We start from the raw sequence: 21625 nt of genomic DNA on the forward strand, positions 1-21625 counted from the left end.
CGACGAACCCCAGGGGGGCCTCGTTGCGACGGACGAGTGCGGCGTCTTCGTCAGCTCGAGCCTTGGCCACGATCGGAAACGGGGGACGCGTGAAGCTCCCGTCAAGACGATCGCCAGGGCCATCGAGCTGCTGGCCCAGGAGCCCCAGAGGCGTCCGAGGGTGCATGCCTGTGCCGAACGTTTCTCCGAGGCCGTGCGCGTCCGCGGGACCCTGGAGATCTGGGGTGGGTTCGAGTGCGATCGGGGGTGGCGCCATGGTGGCGGAGAGAGCAACACCGTGATCGAGCCCGGGCCGAACGAAATCCCGCTCACGTTCGAAGCCGATGCCACGGCAAAGGTCTTCGATCTGGAGGCACGGGCGGCGCCGGCCACGACGCCGGGCGGCTCCTCGATCGCGGCGATCGTGCTGGAAGGCGCTGTGATCACCCTGCACCGCGGCCAGCTGGTCGCGGGCGATGGCGCGCGGGGCCGCGACGGTGCGCCTGGCGCTCCGAAGAACGAGCCGGCCGGGGCGGGGCGCCACGGACGGTTCGGGCAGGACGCGTGTACCGGCGACGTCGTGCCCGGCGGTGACCAGGTGGTGCAGACCGGCTGCGAGCTAGGGGACTCGATCGGCGGGCGAGGCGGGGATGGAACGGTCGATCACGGAGCGCCTGGCGGCGACGGGGAGCTGATACCGATCCCGAACCCCAGCGGCTTCGGCCTTGCTGGCCAAGGGGGCACCAGCACCGACGATTGCTTGAACGGACGCACCGGCGCGAATGGGCCCGACGGCGCGCACGGGTTGGGCGGGCGCGGCCTGGGCATCTTCGACGCGCGCGGCCTCTACTTCGGGGTGAGCGGCGGCGACGGCGGCGACGCGTTCCCCGGGCAGGGGGGCGGCGGTGGGGGCGGCACGCGGGCCGGCGCGATGTTCTGCGGCACCGCGCGCAAGGCCGGCGGCGCGGGCGGCGGCTCCGGCGGCTCGGGAGGCTGCGGCGGGCGCGGCGGGCGCGGCGGTGGCCATGGGGGCGCGAGCATCGGCCTCGTCATCCTCAACGCGCGCCTGGACCTTCACGGCACCAGGATCGAAGCCGCGCGCGGCGGCGACGGCGGCCATGGCGGCGTCTTCCAGATCGGCGGGGCGCCCGGGCTCGGAGCGCCTGGCGGGCAGGGCTTCGGCGGCTCGCCTTTCGGGTGCTCCGGCGGCGATGGCGGCAAAGGGGGCAATGGCGGGCACGGAGGCGGAGGGCAGGGCGGGCCCTCGATCGCCGTCGCCGTGGCAGGAGCCTCGCTCCCGGTGGTGATGGAGGCTGAGCTCAAGGCGGGAACGGGTGGCAAGGGCGGGCTTGGGGCGAATCCAAGTGTCGCTGGGTCCGCCGGCGACGATGGGCTGGTCATCGACGTGGCCGGCTTTCCACAGTGAGCCGAGGAGGAACGGATGCAGCGGTCGAAGCTCGTTGGAATCGCGATGGTCGCGCTCGCGGCGGTCTCCTGCGGCGACGACGCGGGCGATCACCCCCCGCTCCCCGTGGACGTCGCCGAGCTGCTCGCGCGAGCCGGGCACAGCAGGAACGATCACAGGTTGGCTTCGGGCCTCTGGGAGCGTGGTCTCCTGTGCAAGGACGACCTCTGGCTTCCCGAGGTCTACTGGCCGCCGCTCGGGCCGCCGCGGCTCGAGCACATCGTGTTCGTCGCATGGGACATGCCCGCTGGCACGCTCAGAGGCTGGGAACTCGTGCGGAGCGAGTCGGATCGCCGCTACTGGTCCGTGGCGCTATCCGCCGAGGAGGTGGGCTTCGGTTGCGAAGAGCGCTACACGACGAGCTTCTTCTTGCTGGCCAGCTGGCCGGACAACAACATCTCTCGAGCCATCGGCCTCGAGCGAGCCGATCAACTTGCGCTCCAGGACGACATTTTCTCTGATGACGCTGTGCTGGTCAACTACGATACCTTGATCGACGTCGAGAGGGCGAGCGTGCCGGTGCCGGACACGGCGACCTATTACCTGCAGAACCTGTTCACGGGCGCCACATTCACCATCGACGTTCCTACCGAGGGCGACGGTTCTCCGGATTATGTGACTCAGCTCGAGGTCGATTACGGCGAGCTCGGCCTCGGCGCGATGACCGATGTGGCGACCGGCGTGGTGTACAAGCGCGAGGGCGTGGAGCTGACGAACCATTGCCTCACCGTGAGGGACACGACGCTTCCGTAGCGCGCGGTACGCCAGGGTTCCTGGACGGGCGCGCCAGGGTTCCTGGACGGCATGCCTCGGTTCCTGGACGGCATGCCTCGGTTCCTGGACGGCATGCCTCGGTTCCTGGACGGCATGCCTCGGTTCCTGGACGGCATGCCTCGGTTCCTGGACGGCATGCCTCGGTTCCTGGACGGCATGCCTGCTGTGCTGCTCGCGTTCTCGCACCGAAACGAGACGCGGCGCTGAGCACCCGATCGAGCGTGTTCGGCGGGGTATGCGCACCCCTCGACGTATCCGCACCTCGATCGAATCCATCGCGCACGCCGAGCGGCACGCCCGCGCGCGACCCCTGCTTCATGCGCATCCACGTCCCCATCGCTCCAAGAATGCGCCGCAGGTCCCGCCTCTGCTTTGCCAGCACGACCCCGACGCCGCCCCGTCCGCAGCGGCAGATCGCTCCCCGCGCTCAGCCTGGCCCGCGCCCTCCTTGACGCTCGCCCCATCCTCCTCCACCCTCGCATTGGATGTCCCGCGTCCGGCGACCCCACCGTACCCGCAGCGCGATCCTTCGCTGGATCTGCGCCGCGCTCTCGGTGTTCCTCGTCGTCGGCCTCCTCGCTCAGGGACACACCCTCCAGGCGCTCGGCGTGGCGATCGCGTGCGAGCACCCGATGCTCGAGCCGTCGTCCTCCCAGGACGAGCTCGAGCCGTCGTCCTCCCATGGCGAGAAGGACGCGGCGCCGGACGGCTCGCACCACGACTGTCCGCCCAGCTGCAGCGACTGCGCATGTGGCCGCATCCCCATGACGCTGTCCCTCCAGGTGGTGCTCCCGTACATCCTCCTCGAGGCCTACGAGATCCCCGCATCGTCGCCGCCGGCCATGCCAGGGCGTTCCCCCTCCTGCCGCCTCGAACGGCCACCCCGACACGCGCGCGCTTGAGGCGCCCGCGTCAGGCATCGCATCCACGAGCACGGCCGCCGGCCTCCGGCGCGTGAGCGCCCCCGCGCCACGCCGCCACGGGCTCGGCCCCCTCGCGCGCTCCTGACCGGACTCAACCGCGGTTCTTCGCGCGAGCGCTCCACGCGCTCGAGGGCTGCCCGTCCATGCTTTGCTCCTGCGTGCGTCGTCCGTTCGTCGCTTCCTCGATTGCCCTTGGTCTCCTGCTGTCCCTGCTGCTCGCGCCCGCGGCCGTCCTCGCCGCGGAGCCGCCCCTCGGCCGCGCCCGCGTCGCCGACCTCGCCCGCGCGGCGCCGGGCGCGCGCGTGGCCACGGCAGAGGCCGGCGTCGCCCGCGCGGCGACCTCGGCAGCCGGCGTGCTCTCGCTCGAGAACCCGGTGCTCACCGGGATGGGCGGCGTCCGGCTCAACCCCGACGGAAGCAAGCCGGCGGCCGCTACGGCGTCCCTCGAGTGGCCGATCGAGCTCGGCGGCCAGCGAGGCGAGCGCGTCGCCGCGGCCAACGCCGAGCAGCGCGCCGCCGAGATCCGCGCCGAAGATGGCCGGCGCCGCGTCCTGCTCGCCGCCCTGCTCCAGCACGCCCTCGTGCTCCGCGACGAGCGCCAGGTACAGCTCGCCCGCGCGCGCGTCGCCCTCGCAGAGCGGCTCCACGCCGCGGCGGAGCGGCAGCGCAAGGCGGGCGAGGTGCCGGAGGTCGACGTCGCCCTGGCGCTGCTCCAGAAAGGGCGCGACGTCGCCGCCGCAAAGGCGGCGGAAGGCACGCGCGACGCCGACAAGGCCGCGCTCCTCGCCCTGCTCGGCCTCCGATCGCCGGGCGCGCAGGCCCTCCCGGTGGAGGGACCCCTCGTGCCTGCCGGCGAGCCGCCGCCGCTCGCGTCGATCCTCGGCGAGGTGGAGCGGCGCCCCGACGTCGGCGCCGCCGAGGCCTCGGTCGACGCCGCCCGCGCCAAGGCCGAGCGAGAGCGCGCGGCCGGGTGGCCGACCGTCAACGTCATCGCCCAGGTCGAGCGCGACGACGGCGCGAACATCGGCATGCTCGGCCTCGCGGTCCCGCTGCCGATCCTCAACGCCAACCGGGCCGGCGCCGCGACGGCCGCCGCCGAGATCGACGTCGCCCGGGCGCACGCCGACGCCGCGCGGGCCGGCGCCGTGGGCCAGGTCCAACAGCTCTACGCGCGCTACCGGGCGACGAAGGAGGCCCTCCAGGCCCTCGCGCCGACGGCCGCCCTCATGGAGCAGGCCGCCGCGATCTCGGCGCGCGGGTACGAGCTCGGCGAGAAGGACCTCGCGAGCGTGCTGCTGGTGCGCCGCGAGGTGATCGAGGCCGAGGCGGCGCTGCTCGAGGCCGAGCACGCCCACGCGGCGGCCAAGATCGAGCTCTTCGTCGCCGCGGGGAGGGCCCTCCGATGAGCGCCCCCCAGCGGAAGATCGAGCTCTCGCCGAAGGCGATCGCCGCGACCCTCGCCGCGGTGCTGGCGCTCCTCGTCGGGGCCGTCGCCCTCACCGTGCTCATCGAGCATCGACGCCACGGGCACGACCGCGAGGCCGGCCATGGCGAGCACGACGGGCACCGCCACGGCGAAGGCGAGCGAGGGCATGCCCACGGCGACGAGCACGGGCACGACGAGGGCAAGGACCACGCGCACGGCGACGACAAAGACCACGCGCACGGCGACGACAAGGGCCACGCGCACGGCGAAGACAAGGACCACGCGCACGGCGACGACGAGGAAGCGCACGCCCACGCCGGCGGCAGGCTCGAGCTCTCGCCCGCGATGCTCCAGAACGCCGGGCTGGAGATCCTCACCGCCGGACCGGGCAAGGTCGCGGCGACCGTCACGCTCCCCGGCGAGGTGGCGCTCAACGCGGAGGCCATCGCGCACGTCACCCCGCGGGTGCCCGGCACCGCGCGGGAGGTGAAGAAGCAGCTCGGCGACACCGTGAAGCGCGGCGAGGTGCTCGCCGTGCTCGACAGCCGCGAGCTGGCCGAGCTCCAGCGCGAGCTCCTCGCGGCCAAGGAGCGCCTCGACCTCGCCGAGGCGAGCTTCACGCGCCACGAGGCGCTCTGGAAGGAGCGCATCTCGGCCGAAAAGGAGTACCTCGCGGCCAAGCAGGCGGTCGCCGAGGCGCGGATCGAGCACCGGAGCGCCGCCCAGAAGCTCAGCGCCGCCGCAGGCGCCGGCGCGGCCAAGGGCAGCGGATACGCGCTGGTCGCCCCGATGGACGGCACCATCATCGAGAAGCACATCGCCATCGGCGAGGTCCTCAAGGAGGACACCCAGGTCTTCGTCATCGCCGACCTGTCCACCATCTGGGTCAACGTCACCGTCTACGCCAAGGACCTCAGCCGCGTGCAGGTCGGCCAGACGGCCTGGGTCAAGGCCGAGGGCATCGACCAGGTCGCGCGAGGCTCGGTGGCGTACCTCGGGCAGGTCGTCGACGAGCAGAACCGCTCCGCCGTGGCCCGCGTCGTCCTCCAGAGCCCCGGCGCCGCGTGGCGCCCCGGGCTCTTCGCGACCGCCGACATCGCCGTCGAGGAGGCGGCCGCGCCCGTCGTCGTCTCGGACGAGGCCCTCCAGCGGGTCGAGGGCAAGGAGGTCGTCTTCGTCGAGGAGGGCGGCGGCTTCGAGGCCCGCGCGGTGAAGGTCGGGCGCCGGGGCACGAGCGCGCCGGGGATCGGGGCCGAGGGCGCCGACGCGCAGCCCGGCGCTCAGGGCGCCGAGCCGCAGCGCGGCGCGGCCGTCGTCGAGATCCTGGCGGGGGTCGCCGCCGGCGAGCGCTACGTCGGCAAGAACAGCTTCATCCTCAAGGCGGAGCTCGGCAAGTCCGAAGCCGGCCACCAGCACTGAGGAGCGCGGCGACCCATGCTCACGTTGCTCTCGCGGCTCCTCTCGTTCTCGGTGCGCCACCGCTTCCTCGTCGTCGCCCTGACGATCGCGGTCGGCGCGCTCGGGGCCTACAACTTCACGCGCCTGCCCATCGACGCGGTCCCGGACATCACCAACGTCCAGGTGCAGATCAACACCTCGGTCAAGGCGCTCTCCCCCGTCGAGGTCGAGCGTCAGGTCACGTTCCCCATCGAGTGGGCCATGGGCGGGCTCCCGGGCGTCCAGCAGGTGCGCTCGCTCTCGCGCTACGGCCTCTCCCAGGTGACGGTGATCTTCGACGACGGCACCGACATCTACTGGGCGAGGCAGCTCGTGGCCGAGCGTCTCGGCGCCGCCAAGGAGAGCCTGCCGCCCGGGCTCGGCGAGCCGCAGCTCGGCCCCATCGCCACCGGCCTCGGCGAGATCTACATGTGGACGCTCGAGGCCGCGCCGGACGCCCGGCGGCCCGACGGCCAGCCGTACGATCTGACCGATCTGCGCACGATCCAGGACTGGATCGTGCGGCCCCAGATCCGGACGGTGCCCGGCGTCACCGAGGTCAACTCGATCGGCGGCCACGAGCGGCTCTACCAGGTCTCGCCGGACCCGGCGAAGCTCGTCGGCTACGGGCTCTCGTTCCGCGACGTGCTCGAGGCGCTCGCCCGCAACAACGCCAACGCGGGCGGCGGGTACATCGAGCACAAAGGCGAGCAGTACCTGGTCCGCGCCACGGGCCTCGTGCAGAGCGAGGAGGACATCCGGGGCATCATCGTCGGCAACCACGGCGAGGTGCCGATCCGCATCGAGGACGTGGCCGAGGTCGGCGTCGGCCGGGAGCTGCGCACGGGCGCCGCGACCGAGGACGGCGCGGAGGCGGTCATCGGCACGGCCATCATGCTCGTCGGGGAGAACGGCCGCGCCGTGTCCAGGCGCGTGGACGAGCAGATCAAGGCGGTCAACAAGTCGCTGCCCGAGGGCGTCACGGTCAAGACCGTCTACGACCGCACCTACCTCGTCGACGCCACCCTGAGCACCGTGCGGAACAGCCTGCTCGAGGGGGCCGCGCTGGTCGTCGTCGTGCTCTTCCTCCTGCTCGGCAACCTCCGGGCCGCGCTGATCGCCGCGCTCGCCATCCCGTTCTCGATGCTGATCGCCGTCACCGGCATGGTCGAGGGCAAGATCAGCGGCAACCTGATGAGCCTCGGCGCCATCGATTTCGGCCTCATCGTCGACGGCTCGGTGATCATCGTCGAGAACTGCGTGCGGCGCTTCGCCGAGGAGCAGCGCCGGCTCGGCCGCGCGCTCACCCGGGAAGAGCGGCTCGACCTCGCCTACGACGCGTCGCAGGAGGTCCGGCAGGCGACGATCTTCGGTGAGCTGATCATCGCCATCGTCTACCTGCCCATCCTCACGCTCACGGGCATCGAGGGGAAGATGTTCCGGCCCATGGCGCAGACCGTCGTCCTGGCGCTCGCGGGGGCGACGATCCTGTCGATGACGTTCGTCCCGGCGCTCGTCGCGCTGTTCCTCACGGGCAGGGTGTCGGAGAAGGAGAACTTCCTCTTCCGCCGGGCGATGAGCGCCTACGGCCGGGCGCTCGCCTGGGCGCTGTCCCACAGGCCGCTCGTCGTCGCCGCCGCCGGCGTCGTCCTCGTCGCCTCCGGCCTTGCCGCCGCGGGGCTCGGTCGCGAGTTCGCGCCCAAGCTGAGCGAGGGGGCGCTCGCGCTCCAGCCCGCGCGCATCCCCTCGATCAGCCTCACGACCAGCGTGGCGATGCAGGCCAAGCTCGAGCGCCTGCTCAAGGAGCGCTTCCCGGACGAGATCGAGCACGTCTTCGCCCGCACCGGCACGGCCGAGGTCGCGACCGATCCGATGGGCCCGAACGTCTCCGACACCTACCTGATGCTGAGGCCGCGGAGCGCCTGGAAGAAGGCGTCCACGCAGGAGGAGCTCGCCGAGGCGATCGAGGAGGCGATCCGGGAGCTGCCGGGGCAAAATTACGAGTTCAGCCAGCCGATCGAGCTCCGGTTCAACGAGCTCATCAGCGGCGTGCGGAGCGACGTCGCGGTCAAGGTCTTCGGCGACGACCTCGGCGTCATGCTCGAGCAGGCGAACAAGATCGGCGCGCTCCTGCGGGCGACGCCGGGCGCCGCCGACGTGAAGGTGGAGCAGGTCACGGGCCTGCCGGTGCTGACCATCGACGTGGATCGGCGCATGGTCGCCCGCTACGGGCTCAACGTCGCCGACGTGCAGGAGGTCGTCGAGGCCGCGATCGGCGGCGTGAGCGCCGGCGAGGTCTTCGAGGGCGACAAGCGCTTCGACCTCGTGCTGCGGCTCCCCGACGCCATCCGCCGCGACGTCGCGGCCCTCGAGCGGCTCCCGATCCCGCTCCGGGGCGCGCAGGAGCACGCGGCCGGGCCGAGCGGCCCGACCGTGGCCGCGGCGGCTCGGCCGCCCGACCGCGCGGCGTTCGTGCCGCTCGGCGCGGTGGCCGACCTCCGCCTGGAAGACGGCCCGAACCAGGTCAGCCGGGAGAGCGGCAAGCGCCGCGTCGTCGTCCAGTGCAACGTGCGCGGGCGCGACCTCGGCGGCTTCGTCGCCGACGCCGAGGAGCGGATCGACGCCGCGATCAAGCTCCCGCCGGGCTACTGGATGTCCTGGGGCGGCCAGTTCGAGAACATGCTCGCCGCCCAGCGGCGCCTCTCCGTCGTGGTCCCGCTGGCGCTCGGGCTGATCTTCGCCCTGCTCTTCCTCTCCGTCGGGACGCTCGGGAACGCCGCCCTGATCTTCACCGGCGTCCCGCTCGCGCTGACCGGCGGCATCTTCGCGCTGTGGGGCCGCGGGCTCCCGATCTCGATCTCGGCGGCCGTGGGCTTCATCGCGCTCTCCGGGGTCGCCGTGCTGAACGGGCTCGTGATGGTGACGTTCATCGAGAACCTGCAGCAGCGCGGCGAGGGGCTCGACGACGCCGTGCTCCACGGCTCGATCGCGCGGCTCCGCCCCGTGCTCATGACGGCGCTCGTCGCGGCGCTCGGCTTCGTCCCGATGGCGCTCGCCACCGGCACCGGCGCCGAGGTGCAGCGCCCGCTCGCGACGGTCGTCATCGGCGGGATCCTCTCCTCCACCACGCTCACGCTGCTCGTCCTGCCGGTCCTCTACCGGCTGACGCACCGCGAGGAAGCGCCCGCCGCCCGCGAAGCGCCGGAGGATCCCGGAGCGAGCTCAGCCGCTTGAGGGCATCGCGCCCGTCGCGCGGCGACGGGCGCTCAGCTCGCCAGCGGCAGCGAGAAGTGGATCGTCGTCCCGTGGCCCGGGGTGCTCTCGACGGCCACGGTCCCGTGGTGCGCCTCGATGATGCCGCGCGCGATGTACAGGCCGAGCCCCGCGCCGGTGCGCGACTCCTGCGCGGCCTTCCAGTAGCGGTCGAAGAGGTGCGGCTGGTGCTCGGGCGGGATGCCCGGGCCCGTGTCGGCCACGGAGAAGCGCGCGAGACCGGCGATCCGGCAGAGCGACACGCTCACGACGCCGCCCTTCGGCGTGAACTTCAGCGCGTTGCCGAGCAGGTTCGAGAACACCTGCAGCACGCGATCCCGGTCGGCGAGGACCTCCAGGCCCGCGTCGAGCGGCCCCTGCGTCACCCGGCAGCCCTTGGCCTCGGCGAGCGACGCGGCGGCCTCGAGCGCCTCGCGCACGAGCGCCCCGCCGCGCTCCACCCGCGGCGACACCACGAGCCGCCCCGCCTCGATGCGCGACGCGTCGAGCAGGTCCTCGATGAGCCGCGTCATGCGCTGGATCCCGCGGTCCATCCGGTCGACGAGCTGGACGGCGTCGTCCTCCTCGCCGTCCTTCCGCTGGAGCAGATCGCTCCGCAGGAGCGACGCCGTGATCGCGATCGTGTTGAGCGGGTTCCGGAGGTCGTGCGACACGATCGCCAGGAGGTCGTCCCGGGCGCGCGTCGCGGCCTGCGCCTCGTTGTAGAGCCGCGCGTTCTCGAGGGCGACGGACGCCGACTGCGCGAGCTGCGTGAGCAGCACCTCGTCGCTCTCGACGAACGGCCCGTCGCGCCGGTCGAGCAGCAGGATGCTCCCGATGCTCTGGCCGTCCCGGCCGCGCAGCGGCGCCGCGACGAGCGAGCGCGGGTGCAGCTCCGAAGGCGCGCGCGACAGCACGTCGGCGCACGTGGGATCGCCCGCGATCTCGTCGCCCGTCAGCCGGACGCTCGTGCTCCTCCGCTCGATGAGGCCGAACGCGACCTCGCGGATGCTGTCGCGATCCTCCCGCGCGGCGTACTCCTCGGACAGCGAGATGCCGGTCATCGACCGCTGCGCCACGCCCCGCGCGGCCAGCCGCGCGACCGCCACGTTCGCGTCGAGCAGCGCGCGCGCCTCGTCGGTGGTGCGCTGGATGAGCTCGTTCAGCGAGAGCGACCGGTGGATGCGCAGCGTCGCCTCGGTGAGCTGCGCGAGCTGGTTCGCGTGGCGCGAGAGCGCGCGGCGCGCCTCGTCCTCGCGGCGCTCCGCCTCGTGCAGCCGGAGCACGTAGCGCAGGCTCTGCACCAGCCGCTCGGGCGTCAGCAGGTTCTTCGGCACGTAGTCCGCCGCCCCCCGCTTCATCAGATCGACCGCCAGCGACTCGTCGCCCTGCCCGGTCAGCATGATGAACGGCGCCGTGAGCTTCGCCTTGCGCGCCGCCTCGATCACCGTGAGCCCGTCGCCCCCGGGCAGGTAGAAATCGAGCAGCACGCAGTCGATCTGCTGCTCGTACAGCACCGCGAGCGCCGAATCGACGGAATCGGCCTCCCTGATCTCGGCGTCGACGCGGCCGCTGCGCAGCGCGCGCAGGATCGCGATCCGATCGACCGTGTCGTCGTCGACGACGAGAAGACGAACCGACCTGTGGCTCAAGGCATCTCCACGAGCGTCCAGTACCGGTTCAGTGCCGTCATCAGCTCCACGAAGCTCATGAAAGTCACGGGCTTGAGCAGGTAGCCGGCGACGTTCAGGTCGTACGCGTCCACCTTGTCTCGATCGTCGTTCGAGGTGGTCAGCACGACGACAGGCGTCGCCCTCAGCGAGGCGTCGGACCGGAGCTCCCGCAGAAACTCGATGCCGTTCATCCTGGGCATATTCAGGTCCAGCAGGACGAGGCGCCGGTCCCTGGGCACCTGGCTGCCGCGCAGCAGATCGAGCCCCTCGACGCCATCACCCGCGACCCAGAGCGGGTTCGTGATCTTGCCCCTATCGAACGCCCTGCGGACGTTCATCACGTCGACGGTGTCGTCCTCTACCAGGATAATATTCAGGATTTTACCGTCCATCCTCGTCCTCGCTGAGGGCAAAACGCTGGCCCGTCGATAGCATACGAGAGCAACGCTGCACGTGGGCAGGGCGATGGCGGCGGAGCTGGAGGCCGGCTCACTCGTTTCCGGATCACGGAGACACCGCAACCGGCCTGCTTCGCGCGGCTGAAGTTAACGTGAGCCCGCGGCGCCGGGAAGAGGCGATCGGTGGCAAGGTAAGCCCGGGTGCCCCACGACGGCCGCCCGCGCCAAGCCGGTGCGCTCGCCCTCGCCGCGTCCGCGCTCGAGGCCCACGGTCGCCGCGCCGGGGCGCGGGGCGCGGCCCTCGGGGGCTACGGCCAGCTGCCGCGGTTGCCCGCGCGGCCGACGAGGTGCGCCACCGCCGTCACCAGGCTGTTCGGCTCGATGGGCTTGGCCAGGTGCATCTGGAAGCCGGCGGCGATCGCCTGGCGGCGGTCCTCCACGCGCGTGTACGCGGTGAGCGCGAGCGCCGGGATCCCGCTCGCCGGGACCTCGGCCCCCATCGCGCGCAGCCGCCGCATCATCGCGTAGCCGTCCTCGCCCGGCATGCCGATGTCGCTCACGAGCACGTCGAACTCGCCCGCGCGGAGCGCCTCGAGCGCCGCGCCGGCCGAGGCCGCCTCGCTCACCGTGGCGCCGGCGCGCCCGAAGATGATGCCGAGCAGCTCGCGCGCGTCGGTCTCGTCGTCCACCACGAGCACCCGGATGCCCTCGAGCAAGCGGCGCGCGGCGCCCTTCGGCGCGTCGCTGCTCCGGCGCTGCGGCGACGGCGGCGCCGAGTGCGGCTCGGCGCGGATCGGCAGCCGCACCCGGAAGCGCGCGCCCTTGCCCTCGCCGTCGCTCTCCGCGTTCACGGTGCCGCCTTGCGCCTCCGCCAGGTGCCGCACGATGGCCAGGCCGAGGCCGAGGCCCCCGTGCGCCCGGGTCATCCCGCCGTCCGCCTGCCGGAACCGCTCGAACAGGTACGGCAGGAAGCTCTTCGGGATCCCCTCGCCGTTGTCCTCCACCTCGACCTCGAGCATGGTTTCGACGCGCCGGGCGAAGGCCCGCACCTGCCCGCCCGAGGGCGTGAACTTCACGGCGTTCGTGAGCAGGTTCCACACGATCTGCTGGAGCCGATCGGCGTCGCCGAGGAAGATGCCCACGTCCTCGACGACCCACGCGTTGACCGTGACGCCCTTCGCCAGCGCCGCCGGGCGCACGAGATCGAGCGCCGCGGAGAGCACCTGCCGCACGTCGACCGGATCGGAGCGGAGCTGCAGCTTGCCCGCGATGATCGTCGAGGCGTCGAGCACGTCCTCGATGAGCTGCGACTGCGCCTTCGCGTTGCGCTCGATCGTGGAGAGCCCCCGCTCGAGCGACTCGGCGTCCACCTCGCCCGTCCGGAGGATCCGCGCCCAGCCCAGGATCGACTGGAGCGGCGTCCTGAGCTCGTGCGACACCGTCGCGAGGAACTCGTCCTTGAGCTTGTTCAGCTGCTCGGCGTGCAGGCGCGCCCGCTGCTCCTGCTCGAGGAGCTGGGCGCGCTCGTCCTCGGAGCGCTTCTGCTCGGTGATGTCGTGGAACGAGATGCCGACCCCGTCGCCCAGCGCGACCGCGATGGCGCGGAACGTCTGCGGCGCGCCGTCGTGCGCGCTGGAGAGCTCGACCCGGGCGGCCTCGCCGGCCTCGACGACCTTCGCGTACGTGTCGAAGGCGCTCGCGAGCGAGCTGCCCGGCATCTCCACGAGCAGCCGCTTGCCCTCGAGATCCTTGCCGCGGCCGCCGACGAGCGGCCCGGTGGCCGGGTTCACGTAGACCCACTCGAAATCGGCGATGGCCCCGGACGCGTCGCGCACGCTGCGCAGGATCATGAACCCGTCGGGCGACGCCTCCTGCACCGTGCGGAACCTCGCCTCGCTCGCGCGCAGCGCCTGCTCGATCGCCTTCCGCTCGGTGATGTCCGTCGCCGTGCAGGTGATGCCGACGATCTCGCCCGCGTCGTCGGCCAGCGGCTCGATCGAGATGTCGAGGTGCTGCGTGCGCCCGCCCGAGTGCAGGGCGATCTCGCGCCGCTGGCCGACCCCGCTGGAGAGCACCTCGCGCTTCACCCGGTCGAGCGCCCTCGCGGCGTCCGGGTCCTCCAGCACCTCCGCGTCGGTCTTCCCGAGCACCTCGCGCTCCGACTTGCCGAAGGCGTTGTGCATCCACGTGTAGCGGAGGTCCCGGTCCTGGTTGAACACCATGACCGGCGACCCGCGGAGCGCCTTGCGGAAGCGCTCCTCGTTCACGCGGAGCGCCTGCTCCGCGCGCAGGCGCTGGGCCACGCTCTGCTGGAGCTCGAGCGCGAGGCGCTCCGCCTTGCGGCGCGCGCCGATCTGCTCGGTCACCTCGAACGCCGTCACCATGACGCCCTCGACGGCGCCGCTCACGTCGTGGATCGGCTTGCACAGGACGTTGTAGAGCCGCTCCACGAGCTCCCCGGTCCAGTGCATGATCCGCACCGGGAGCTCGTTCGCCACGCTCGGCTTGCCGCTCGCCATGACGGCCTCGAGCTGCGCGTGCAGCGGCTGCCCGCGGAGCTCCGGGACGGCGTCGACGAGCGCCCTGCCGAGCAGACCGTCGCGGCCGACCATCTGGCAGAACATCGGGTTGGCGAGATCGAACACCAGCCCCTCGCCCTTGAGGAGGCAGATCGGCGCCGGCGCCTGGGCGAGCAGCGAGCCGCTCCTGCCCCGCTCGAGCTCGGTGCGCTTGCGCTCGGTCTCCAGCGCGGCCAGCTGGAGCCGGGTGTGCTCGCTGACCGCCTTGGCGATCCCCGCGTCCACGCGCTCGGAGAGCGCCTCGAGGTCGCTCAGGCTCGGCGTGATCCCCGCCTCGTGGAGCTCGCGGAGGATGGAGCGCCGGAGGACGCTGTACTCGCGGACCATCACGTCGAGGTCGAACCCGTTCTCCCAGCGCGCCTCGCCGTGCTCGCGCGCGGCCTCGTCGCTGCCGTGCGTGGGAGCGCCCTTCTCCAGGCTGGCGGCCACCTCGTCGAGGAAGGTCGGTAACGAGTTGATGATCAGCGGCTTCGGCATGTCTCGCGCCACCGAGCTTCGCCTGCGCAGCTCGCCGACGAACCGCTCGATGATGGCCTCGCGGCGGGTCCTGATGAGCGTGGAGAGCGGGGTCGTCATGATCGGGTCGTTCGCGGCGTCGGCGCCGTCCCGGCAGCCATCGCCGTCAGGGGCCCGGGCAGCGAGCGGGGAGCGGCCCGGGACGACCTGGGCCGCGGGTGGCGTCGAGCACGACATATTCGGCGAGCTTGCCGAGCGCCACAAGGCGCCCCGCCAGCGCAGCCCGCGCGGCGTCGGGTCGGCGACCGCCCCCTTCACGGGACAGCCGTCTGTCGTCCTCCGCCGAGGTCGCCCTCGACACGGGTGTTGAGCCGAGCTCGCCTTCCCTCGCGCGCGCACAGGCCCAGGCGCGGGCAAGCGCTGTGCCGAGCTCGGACGGCCGGTGTTCGCGGCGATGTGCGGCGCACGACGTCACGAACGAGACAATTTGCCGCAGCGCCTGCGTCCGCCCGGGCGGTGCGACCGCCGGTGAAGCGGGCTGTGGGGCGCCGGGAGGATCAACCGTCTTGATCGACACGCGGGTCAACATGGGACGTCGCGGCACGGCGGCTGCAACAACGCTGGTTCGAGACGCTGGAACACCAATTCACCCGATCAGGAGGTTATCATGCTCAGTTGGAGTGTTGCGTTCTTTATCGTCGCCATCATCGCCGCCATCTTCGGCTTCGGCGGCATCGCCGCGAGCGCCGCCTCGGTGGCGAAGCTGCTCTTCGTGATCTTTCTCGTCCTGGCGGTGGTCTCCCTCGCGTTCGGCCGCCGCGTCCGGGTCTGACGCCCTGCACGCTGCCCTCGAGCGCCGCGTGGGCTCCTGTCTCACACGAGCCCACGCGGCCCGTCGAGCCCGGCGCCCGCGCCCACCCGCCGCGCGCGTGCCCTCTCCTCCTCTCTCCTGCGAACCCCCCAACTCCATGCCTTCGTTTGCCGCGCACTCCAGCGCTGCGCACACGCCGTCCGCGCGGCGTGATGACGCGATGCGTTGTGGCTTGTCGCGCTTTGTGCCCGCGATGCCTGCTTGCACGTGCCTGGCGGCCACGATCGGGGCGATATGTCTCGCCGGGCCGGGCGGTCTCCGCGGTTCTGCGTGGCACGCCCGTCGCAATGACGGGTGGAGGAACCCATCCAGCACGCCGAGAGGAACGATCCCGGGCAGCTTCGATGGGGCTTTTCGCGTCGTGCCGGGCTCTCGCCCGGGCGCAAGGTCGGGCCAAGCGGCAGACCGGAGGAGATCATCATGCTGACCGTCCGTACATTCCTTCCTATCGCCATCGTCATGAGCGTCGTCGCGGGCTGCGAGTCCCCCACAGACGCGCAAGCCAAGGCCGAGCGCGCGCAGCGCGAGGCGGAGCAGAAGGCGGCGGAGGTCGCCACCGAGCTCGACAAGAAGGTCGCCGAGATCGACCAGCGGGCCGAGAAGGAGACCGACAACGCGCTCCGGGAGGCCGCGGAGAAGCTCAACAACGCTGCCCTGGAGGCCCAGGAAAAGACCGTGGAGGCCCAGGCGGAGCTCCTGAAGGCGCGCGATGACGTGCGCGCCTCCGCGACGCGCAAGGTCGAGGACCTCGAAAAGGACGTCGCCGAGCTCCGCGCCAAGGCCGAGAAGAAGCTGTCCAAGGCCGAGGTCGACAGGATGGTGAAGGACCTCCAGGACAAGTCGGAGGCGGTCCGCAGGAGCCTGCGCGACCTTGACGCGGCCACGAGCACGAACCTCGAACAAGTGAAGAAGGGCGTCGACCAGCGCGTGGAAGAGCTGGATCGCGCCATCCAGGAGGCGAGGCGGCGCGTCTGACGCGCCCCGCGGCCCTGCCCAGCAAGCTCGACAAGAGGAGGACACGATGGAGAACCAGAAGGCTCAGCAGCCCCAGTCGGCGGACATCGAAGGCGAGGGCAACCACACGGCCGATCGGCGCTACCGCGAGGGCGTGCAGAGGTCGGTGAAGGACGGCAAGATCGAGCAGCACGCGGAGGAGGCGGCCGAGGCGCTGGACGGCCCCGAAGGCGACGCGCTGCGCGAAGCCCAGGAGGCGACCCGGCGCGGTCGACCGAGCTGACCCGGCGAGCGTGCGATGATCCGCGAGCTCCGCTGCAAATCCTGCGGTCGCCGGTACATCTTCGTATCGACGGCGGCCACGCCCTGCCGGGCCTGCGGCTCGGCCCTCGAAGAGATGGAGCTCGAGCGCGGCGTCTACGAGCTCGCCTCGGACGCCGCGCCGAGCGCCGCCCCGCCGGAGCCGAAGGCCGCGGCGGACAAGATGGTCCCCGAGGATCTCGGCTACGGAGAGTCGCACGGCTACGGGCCCGGGCACGGCGGCCCGACCGGCCCCGGCGACGCGCCGGCGCCCACCCCGTGAGCCCACCGGCCCTCATCCCCCTGGCGATCCACGAGGGCCCCGGGCTCCACGGCTCGGGGCGCGGCATGCGGCGATGGCCGCCGGAGACGTCTCCGGTCGCCGCGGCCGCCGCCGTATGCCGTGCCCCGAGGCGCCGACTCCGGGCCAGCGCCCCGAGAGCACCGATCAGCTCGAGACGCCCGAGAATGAAGAGATTGGAACCACAGAGGCACAGAGGACACAGAGGGATGGAGAAGAGATTCCGAGCTCTCTCTTCTCTCTTCCTCTGTGTCCTCTGTGCCTCTGTGGTTCGTTTTCTCGGGGTTTCACCCCGTTCGGCCTCGTAGGCCATGGCCGGTCGACACGCGCGCAGGCCCTGGCAGCTCGAGTCGAGCGCCGGTGACCGCCTGGGCAATGAACGAGCGTTGAGGAGGAGGAGCGCGGCGGGAGGGCCGCCGCCGTCAGGCCGCCGTGGCGGTGCGCGCCGGCGCGTGGCTCTGGCCGTGGGAGCGGCGGGAATGGGCGATGAGCGCGTCGAACAGCTCCAGCATCTGCTGGCCCAGCCGCTCGTTCGCCTCCTCGCTCAGCTCCGCCTCGATCCGCGGCAAGAGCTCCCGCTCCTCCTCGTCGGCGTGGTGCATGACGAGCTCCCTCAGGGTGGATAGCCTGGCCCTGAAGCTCGGGTCCTCTGGCGCCGTGTTGACGACGCGCCGGATCTCGAACCGCGCGACCGTGTGCTCCTCGCAGGCCCCGCCGATGAGATCCGGCTCGATCGCGAGCAGCTCCGGGAAGAGCACCACCTGCTCGGCGAGCATGTGGGCGAGCAGGTGCTTCGTGAGCTCGTCCGTCACCCGCCGGACATCGCCGACGCCCGAGGCCGCCAGATCGAACAGCCTCTCGGCTTCGCGGTGCTGCCCCTTCAAGAGCTGTGTCGCTTTCATGCATTCTCCTCCCGGACACCGAACGGTGCGTGTTGTCGATGGACGTGAAACAGGGATCTTGTCGCCCTCGCGCCAGGGCCTTTCAGGCAGCGGCGGCGGCCGAGAGGTGCGCGAGGCCGCGCAGCGGCTCGCCCCTCGGGCCCTCGAGCGAGAAGGTGACGGCGCCGCTCCTGCCGATCAGCTCGCGCATCGTCAGCGACAGGCCCGCCAGCTCGCGGGCCGCAGGGGCCAGCGGGTCCGAGCCGGGGCAGAGCACGACGCGCCTCACGCCAGGGAGCGCGCCGAGCACGGCGCGCACGAGCGAGGACCGGACCATGAGCTTGTTCGCGGACGACGCCGCGACGAACACGGCCGTGCTCACCTCGCCGAGGAGCCGGAGCTTCTCCTGCAAGCGCGACTGGAACGTCGAAGCATGCTCGCTCGGCAGCTGAATCACCGTGTGGATGTCGCGCGTCCGGGTGCTCAGCCAGGCGGCGCACTCGGTCCAGGGCGCGCCGGGCTCAGCAATCAACAGGCACGTCTCCTCTCGACGCTCGCCCATCCGCCCCCTCTTCTTCATGGGGCATATTCAAGCAACTCTCGTGCCGAGTCGTCTTATTCCGGACGTGAGCATGTCCGGGGCGCCAGATGTGATCTGAGATGTGGAATTTCGCCTCTCGCCGCCAACTCGGACGGACTCGACAGATCGAGCGAGGTCGAGTGCTCAGGCCGACGCCGGCCGCCGCAGGATCGCGAAAAACGAAGCGCAAATCGCGCAATCTCGATCCGCGGACGGAGACGCATCGCAACAAACCGCGAATTCCCTGCTCTCCTCGAATGCTTGTTGTGGGATCGCTCGACTGCGGTCCTTCGCCGCGGGCCGGGCTGGTCCTGCCGATCGCCATGCTCGGCCGCTCGCCGGCGCGCCGCTCGCCAGCGCGCCGCGCGCCCGCGGGCCGCGCTCGAGCGCGACGCCGGCGCGCCTCGGCCTCGCGCGGACCGCCGAGGCCTGCGCTGAATCCACGCGGCACCAGACGCTTTTCTCGTGGCCGCGGCCGCCGCGAGGCGGCGCTCCCGGGGCGCCGCCTCCCGCCACCGCGCATGGGCGAGGCGCGCGACATGCATCACCGGACGACGTGCTGCCGACCTGTGGAAATCCAGGGAGCTGGTAACGCCATCCGGCGATGGCGCCGGAGAGCGCGGCCACATCTCGGGGGGCGCCTCGGTCGAGGAGGGGGCGCGTCGACGCCGTACCATGGGCCGCTGCCGGCATGGTTGAGGCAGGAAAGCCCACCTGTGGCGAAACGTCACGTTGAAGAATGTCGGAGATGAGCGAGCTGGGCTTGATGGCGCGGTGTCTCCGTGGCACGTTCCCTGCAACTGCAGGCAGCGGTCGACCTAGTGAGCTGCCGGGGAAGGACACGCGATGAGCGGCAGGATACTCGTCGTCGATGACGACGAAGCGACGTGCGATCTGGTCGAAGCCCTCCTCAAGAGGCAGGAATTCTCCGTGGCGGCGCGCACCTCCGCGAAGAGCGCGCTGGAGCTCGTGAGCGAGGACGACTTCGACGTCGTGTTGACCGACGTCGGCATGAGCGAGATGAGCGGCCTCGAGCTGTGCGAGCGCATCCTCGGCGCCCGGCCCGACATGCTCGTCATCGTCATGACGGCGCTCGGGAGCATGGAGACGGCGATCTCCGCGATGCGCGCCGGAGCGTTCGACTTCGTCACGAAGCCGCTCGACTCGAACCTCCTCGGCCTGACGGTCTCGCGCGCCGTCCAGCACCGGCGCCTCCGGTCCGAGGTGAAGCGCCTGCGTGAGGCGGCCCACGACGTCCAGCAGACCAAGGGCCTCGTCGGGCGCAGCCCCGCGATGAAGCGCGTCTACGACCTCATCGGGCGCGTCGCGCGCAGCGACGCCTCGGTGCTCGTGCACGGCGAGACCGGCACCGGCAAGGAGCTCATCGCGCGGGCGATCCACGAGGCCAGCGGCCGCCCCGGCCCCTTCGTCGCCGTCAACTGCGCCGCGGTGCCCCAGGCGCTCCTCGAGAGCGAGCTCTTCGGCCACGCGCGCGGCGCCTTCACCGACGCGAAGACCCAGCGCACCGGCCTGTTCCTGGAGGCGAGCGGCGGCACCATCTTCCTCGACGAGATCGGCGAGATGCCGCTCGAGGTCCAGCCGAAGCTGCTCCGCGCGCTCCAGGAGCGGAAGGTGCGGCCGGTCGGCTCGAACGCCGAGATCCCCTTCGACGCGCGCATCGTGACCGCGACGAACCGCGACCTCGAGACCGAGGTGTACGAGAAGCGGTTCCGCGAGGACCTCTACTACCGCGTCAACGTCGTGAAGATCGACCTGCCACCCCTGCGCGAGCGCGGGACCGACGTGCTCCACCTCGCGATGCACTTCCTCGAGAAGTTCTCGTCCAGGAGCGGCAAGGGCGTGCTCTCGCTCTCGACGGCGGCCGCGGAGAAGCTCACCGCCTACAACTGGCCGGGCAACGTGCGCGAGCTCGAGAACAGCATCGAGCGCGCCGTGGCCCTCGCGCGCTTCGAGCAGATCACGGTCGAGGATCTGCCCGAGAAGGTCCAGGCCTACCGGCCCGACCGCTTCGTCGTCGCCGTCGACGAGCCGGCCGAGATCATGACGATGGACGAGCTCGAGAAGCGCTACATCAAGCGCGTGCTCGCGCTCGTCGGCGGCAACAAGTCGCGCGCGGCCCAGATGCTGGGGTTCGACCGGCGCACGCTGTACCGCAAGCTGGAGCGTTACGGGGAGCAGGATGGCTCGGGCGGGGACGAAGGCCCAGACAAGGACAAGGCGGCCTCTTCGCCGGGATCGGCGAGCTCTGCGCTCAGCTGAGCTGAGATGAGGCGCGAGGTAAGGCGGAAGGAATGACGGAAAAGGCGCTCCCCGAGTCGGTCTACAAGCTGTTCGCCCGCACGGGGCACGACGTCCGAGGGCCGGCGGGCGTCGTGGCGGGCGCCCTCGACGAGCTCGAGCGCGCCCTCGGCGGCGAGACGACCGCTCGGAACGCGGCGTTCTTCACGATGGCGCGCCGGGGCGTGCGCCGCCTCCTGCGCCTCGCCGACCGCTACACCGCCGCCTCGGAGCTGTCGCGGCAGGTGGACGCCCCGGTGCAGTCGCTCGACCTCGAGCCGCTCGTGCGCCAGGCCGTCTCGGAGGCTTCGTTCGTCTACGGCAGGCGCCAGGTCACGGTGGCGCTCGACCTCGCGCCGCTGCGCGGCTTCGCGCACTCGTCGTCGATGACCGCGGCGCTGGCGGACGCGCTCATGCTCGCCCTGCGCGCCGCCCGCGCGCGGGTCACCGTCGAGCTCGCGGCCCACGGCGACAAGGCGCGGGTGGTGCTCACGAGCGACGCGGACACGACCTCGGTGGAGGAGCTCTTCGAGACGGCGCTCTCCCCGGAGGCGGACCCGCTCGACGAGGGCGCGCTGCCCGTCCGCGTCATCGACGGCGTGCTGAGGGCGCACGGCGGCACGGCGCGGGTCGAGCGCGTGGGCGCGGAGACGCGCATCACCTTGGAGTGGCCGCTGAACGAGGCGGATCGTAAGGTGGGCGCGCGATGAGCGAGGAGCTGCCGCAGGTCCTGGTCCTGGACGACGATGACGACACCGCGGCGCTGCTCGGCATGGCGCTCCGCCGCCGGGGCTTCCGCGTGGTCGTGGCGCGGTCGTGCGAGGAGGGGCGCGCGACGCTCGCCGAGCGCCCGATCGACGCCCTGGTGACCGACGTGTCGCTCCCGGACGGCAGCGGCCTGGAGCTCGTGGCGTCGCTCGAGAACAAGCCGCGCGCGCTCGTCGTGGTGAGCGGCTTCGGCAGCGACGACGACCGCGAGAAGAGCCGGGCGTCCGGCGCGCACGTGCACCTCGTCAAGCCGGTCGACGTGGCCCGGCTCGTGTCGACGCTCAACGAGCTGCTCGGGCGGCCGGGCTGA

At 71.9% G+C, this 21625-nt stretch carries 19 protein-coding genes; 14 read left to right on the forward strand and 5 right to left on the reverse strand.

Translation table 11 applies throughout. The features are described 5' to 3' along the window. The first annotated feature begins 193 nt into the window (after nt 1-193). From WME83_RS49670 to WME83_RS49700, 7 genes are all read left to right on the forward strand, one after another. Nucleotides 194-1405 (forward strand): hypothetical protein, encoded by a 1212-nt coding sequence (locus tag WME83_RS49670; RefSeq protein WP_437316717.1) that lies wholly within the window; start codon nt 194-196, stop codon nt 1403-1405. 15 nt (nt 1406-1420) lie between these two features. Then, nucleotides 1421-2197, forward strand: coding sequence for a hypothetical protein (locus WME83_RS49675; RefSeq protein WP_437316718.1), 777 nt, complete (start codon nt 1421-1423; stop codon nt 2195-2197). A 51-nt stretch (nt 2198-2248) separates the two neighbouring features. After that, complete coding sequence (locus tag WME83_RS49680; protein ID WP_437316719.1) at nt 2249-2425, forward strand: hypothetical protein; 177 nt, start codon at nt 2249-2251, stop codon at nt 2423-2425. Nucleotides 2426-2703: 278 nt separating this feature from the next. Then, a complete protein-coding gene (locus WME83_RS49685; protein ID WP_437316720.1) occupies nt 2704-3120 on the forward strand; it encodes a hypothetical protein in 417 nt (138 codons plus the stop codon). A gap of 179 nt (nt 3121-3299) precedes the next feature. After that, a complete protein-coding gene (locus WME83_RS49690) occupies nt 3300-4547 on the forward strand; it encodes a TolC family protein (RefSeq protein ID WP_437316721.1) in 1248 nt (415 codons plus the stop codon). Further along, entirely contained in the window at nt 4544-5986 is a 1443-nt protein-coding gene (locus WME83_RS49695) for an efflux RND transporter periplasmic adaptor subunit (RefSeq protein ID WP_437316722.1), read from the forward strand. The genes WME83_RS49690 and WME83_RS49695 overlap by 4 nt, the downstream gene beginning before the upstream one ends. A 15-nt stretch (nt 5987-6001) precedes the next feature. Further along, nucleotides 6002-9238: an efflux RND transporter permease subunit gene (locus tag WME83_RS49700; protein ID WP_437316723.1), complete on the forward strand. Its 3237-nt coding sequence runs from the start codon at nt 6002-6004 to the stop codon at nt 9236-9238. 32 nt (nt 9239-9270) lie between these two features. On the opposite strand, the gene WME83_RS49705 is transcribed toward WME83_RS49700, so the two are convergent. The 3 genes from WME83_RS49705 to WME83_RS49715 all read right to left on the reverse strand — a co-directional run bounded on the left by WME83_RS49705 (nt 9271) and on the right by WME83_RS49715 (nt 14482). Next, nucleotides 9271-10908, reverse strand: a complete 1638-nt coding sequence (locus WME83_RS49705; RefSeq protein WP_437316724.1) for an ATP-binding protein — start codon at nt 10906-10908, stop codon at nt 9271-9273. Continuing rightward, nucleotides 10905-11321, reverse strand: coding sequence for a response regulator (locus WME83_RS49710; RefSeq protein ID WP_437316725.1), 417 nt, complete (start codon nt 11319-11321; stop codon nt 10905-10907). Before WME83_RS49710 ends, WME83_RS49705 begins: the two co-directional genes overlap by 4 nt. A gap of 314 nt (nt 11322-11635) precedes the next feature. After that, the gene (locus WME83_RS49715) at nt 11636-14482 is read right to left on the reverse strand and encodes a PAS domain-containing hybrid sensor histidine kinase/response regulator (protein WP_437316726.1); all 2847 of its coding nucleotides are present in this window, start codon (nt 14480-14482) and stop codon (nt 11636-11638) included. Between the two features lie 547 nt (nt 14483-15029). On the opposite strand from WME83_RS49715, the gene WME83_RS49720 reads away from it, so the two are divergent. The 4 genes from WME83_RS49720 (at nt 15030) to WME83_RS49735 (ending at nt 16770) form a co-directional block, all read left to right on the forward strand. Beyond that, nucleotides 15030-15194 carry a DUF1328 domain-containing protein gene (locus tag WME83_RS49720; RefSeq protein ID WP_437316727.1) on the forward strand — a complete coding sequence of 55 codons (165 nt, stop codon included), beginning with the start codon at nt 15030-15032 and terminating at the stop codon, nt 15192-15194. A gap of 459 nt (nt 15195-15653) precedes the next feature. Further along, nucleotides 15654-16208, forward strand: a complete 555-nt coding sequence (locus tag WME83_RS49725) for a hypothetical protein (protein WP_437316728.1) — start codon at nt 15654-15656, stop codon at nt 16206-16208. A 46-nt stretch (nt 16209-16254) separates the two neighbouring features. After that, nucleotides 16255-16470: a hypothetical protein gene (locus tag WME83_RS49730; RefSeq protein ID WP_437316729.1), complete on the forward strand. Its 216-nt coding sequence runs from the start codon at nt 16255-16257 to the stop codon at nt 16468-16470. Nucleotides 16471-16485: 15 nt separating this feature from the next. Beyond that, entirely contained in the window at nt 16486-16770 is a 285-nt protein-coding gene (locus WME83_RS49735) for a hypothetical protein (RefSeq protein ID WP_437316730.1), read from the forward strand. A gap of 440 nt (nt 16771-17210) precedes the next feature. On the opposite strand, the gene WME83_RS49740 is transcribed toward WME83_RS49735, so the two are convergent. Further along, entirely contained in the window at nt 17211-17690 is a 480-nt protein-coding gene (locus WME83_RS49740; protein WP_437316731.1) for a hemerythrin domain-containing protein, read from the reverse strand. A gap of 82 nt (nt 17691-17772) precedes the next feature. Next, nucleotides 17773-18249, reverse strand: coding sequence for a hypothetical protein (locus tag WME83_RS49745; RefSeq protein WP_437316732.1), 477 nt, complete (start codon nt 18247-18249; stop codon nt 17773-17775). Between the two features lie 846 nt (nt 18250-19095). Here WME83_RS49745 and WME83_RS49750 point away from each other — a divergent pair. Genes WME83_RS49750 through WME83_RS49760 form a run of 3 tightly spaced genes read left to right on the forward strand, consistent with a single transcriptional unit; the run spans nt 19096 to nt 21625 of the window. Continuing rightward, nucleotides 19096-20529 carry a sigma-54-dependent transcriptional regulator gene (locus WME83_RS49750; RefSeq protein ID WP_020741839.1) on the forward strand — a complete coding sequence of 478 codons (1434 nt, stop codon included), beginning with the start codon at nt 19096-19098 and terminating at the stop codon, nt 20527-20529. Nucleotides 20530-20561: 32 nt separating this feature from the next. Continuing rightward, nucleotides 20562-21257 carry a histidine kinase gene (locus tag WME83_RS49755; protein ID WP_437316733.1) on the forward strand — a complete coding sequence of 232 codons (696 nt, stop codon included), beginning with the start codon at nt 20562-20564 and terminating at the stop codon, nt 21255-21257. After that, nucleotides 21254-21625, forward strand: a complete 372-nt coding sequence (locus WME83_RS49760; RefSeq protein WP_437316734.1) for a response regulator — start codon at nt 21254-21256, stop codon at nt 21623-21625. The genes WME83_RS49755 and WME83_RS49760 overlap by 4 nt, the downstream gene beginning before the upstream one ends.

It is taken from the genome of Sorangium sp. So ce385, assembly GCF_051474135.1.
Classification (GTDB): Bacteria; Myxococcota_A; Polyangia; order Polyangiales; family Polyangiaceae; genus Sorangium; species Sorangium cellulosum_D.

Excerpts from the sequence above, each read along its gene's own strand:
- WME83_RS49675 (WP_437316718.1), top strand. The coding sequence starts at position 1,421 with ATGCAGCGGTCGAAGCTCGTTGGAATCGCGATGGTCGCGCTCGCGGCG.
- WME83_RS49680 (WP_437316719.1), top strand. The coding sequence starts at position 2,249 with ATGCCTCGGTTCCTGGACGGCATGCCTCGGTTCCTGGACGGCATGCCT.
- WME83_RS49685 (WP_437316720.1), top strand. The coding sequence starts at position 2,704 with ATGTCCCGCGTCCGGCGACCCCACCGTACCCGCAGCGCGATCCTTCGC.
- WME83_RS49695 (WP_437316722.1), top strand. The coding sequence starts at position 4,544 with ATGAGCGCCCCCCAGCGGAAGATCGAGCTCTCGCCGAAGGCGATCGCC.
- WME83_RS49700 (WP_437316723.1), top strand. The coding sequence starts at position 6,002 with ATGCTCACGTTGCTCTCGCGGCTCCTCTCGTTCTCGGTGCGCCACCGC.
- WME83_RS49710 (WP_437316725.1), bottom strand. The coding sequence starts at position 11,321 with ATGGACGGTAAAATCCTGAATATTATCCTGGTAGAGGACGACACCGTC.
- WME83_RS49715 (WP_437316726.1), bottom strand. The coding sequence starts at position 14,482 with ATGACGACCCCGCTCTCCACGCTCATCAGGACCCGCCGCGAGGCCATC.
- WME83_RS49720 (WP_437316727.1), top strand. The coding sequence starts at position 15,030 with ATGCTCAGTTGGAGTGTTGCGTTCTTTATCGTCGCCATCATCGCCGCC.
- WME83_RS49725 (WP_437316728.1), top strand. The coding sequence starts at position 15,654 with ATGCTGACCGTCCGTACATTCCTTCCTATCGCCATCGTCATGAGCGTC.
- WME83_RS49730 (WP_437316729.1), top strand. The coding sequence starts at position 16,255 with ATGGAGAACCAGAAGGCTCAGCAGCCCCAGTCGGCGGACATCGAAGGC.
- WME83_RS49735 (WP_437316730.1), top strand. The coding sequence starts at position 16,486 with ATGATCCGCGAGCTCCGCTGCAAATCCTGCGGTCGCCGGTACATCTTC.
- WME83_RS49740 (WP_437316731.1), bottom strand. The coding sequence starts at position 17,690 with ATGAAAGCGACACAGCTCTTGAAGGGGCAGCACCGCGAAGCCGAGAGG.
- WME83_RS49745 (WP_437316732.1), bottom strand. The coding sequence starts at position 18,249 with ATGAAGAAGAGGGGGCGGATGGGCGAGCGTCGAGAGGAGACGTGCCTG.
- WME83_RS49750 (WP_020741839.1), top strand. The coding sequence starts at position 19,096 with ATGAGCGGCAGGATACTCGTCGTCGATGACGACGAAGCGACGTGCGAT.
- WME83_RS49755 (WP_437316733.1), top strand. The coding sequence starts at position 20,562 with ATGACGGAAAAGGCGCTCCCCGAGTCGGTCTACAAGCTGTTCGCCCGC.
- WME83_RS49760 (WP_437316734.1), top strand. The coding sequence starts at position 21,254 with ATGAGCGAGGAGCTGCCGCAGGTCCTGGTCCTGGACGACGATGACGAC.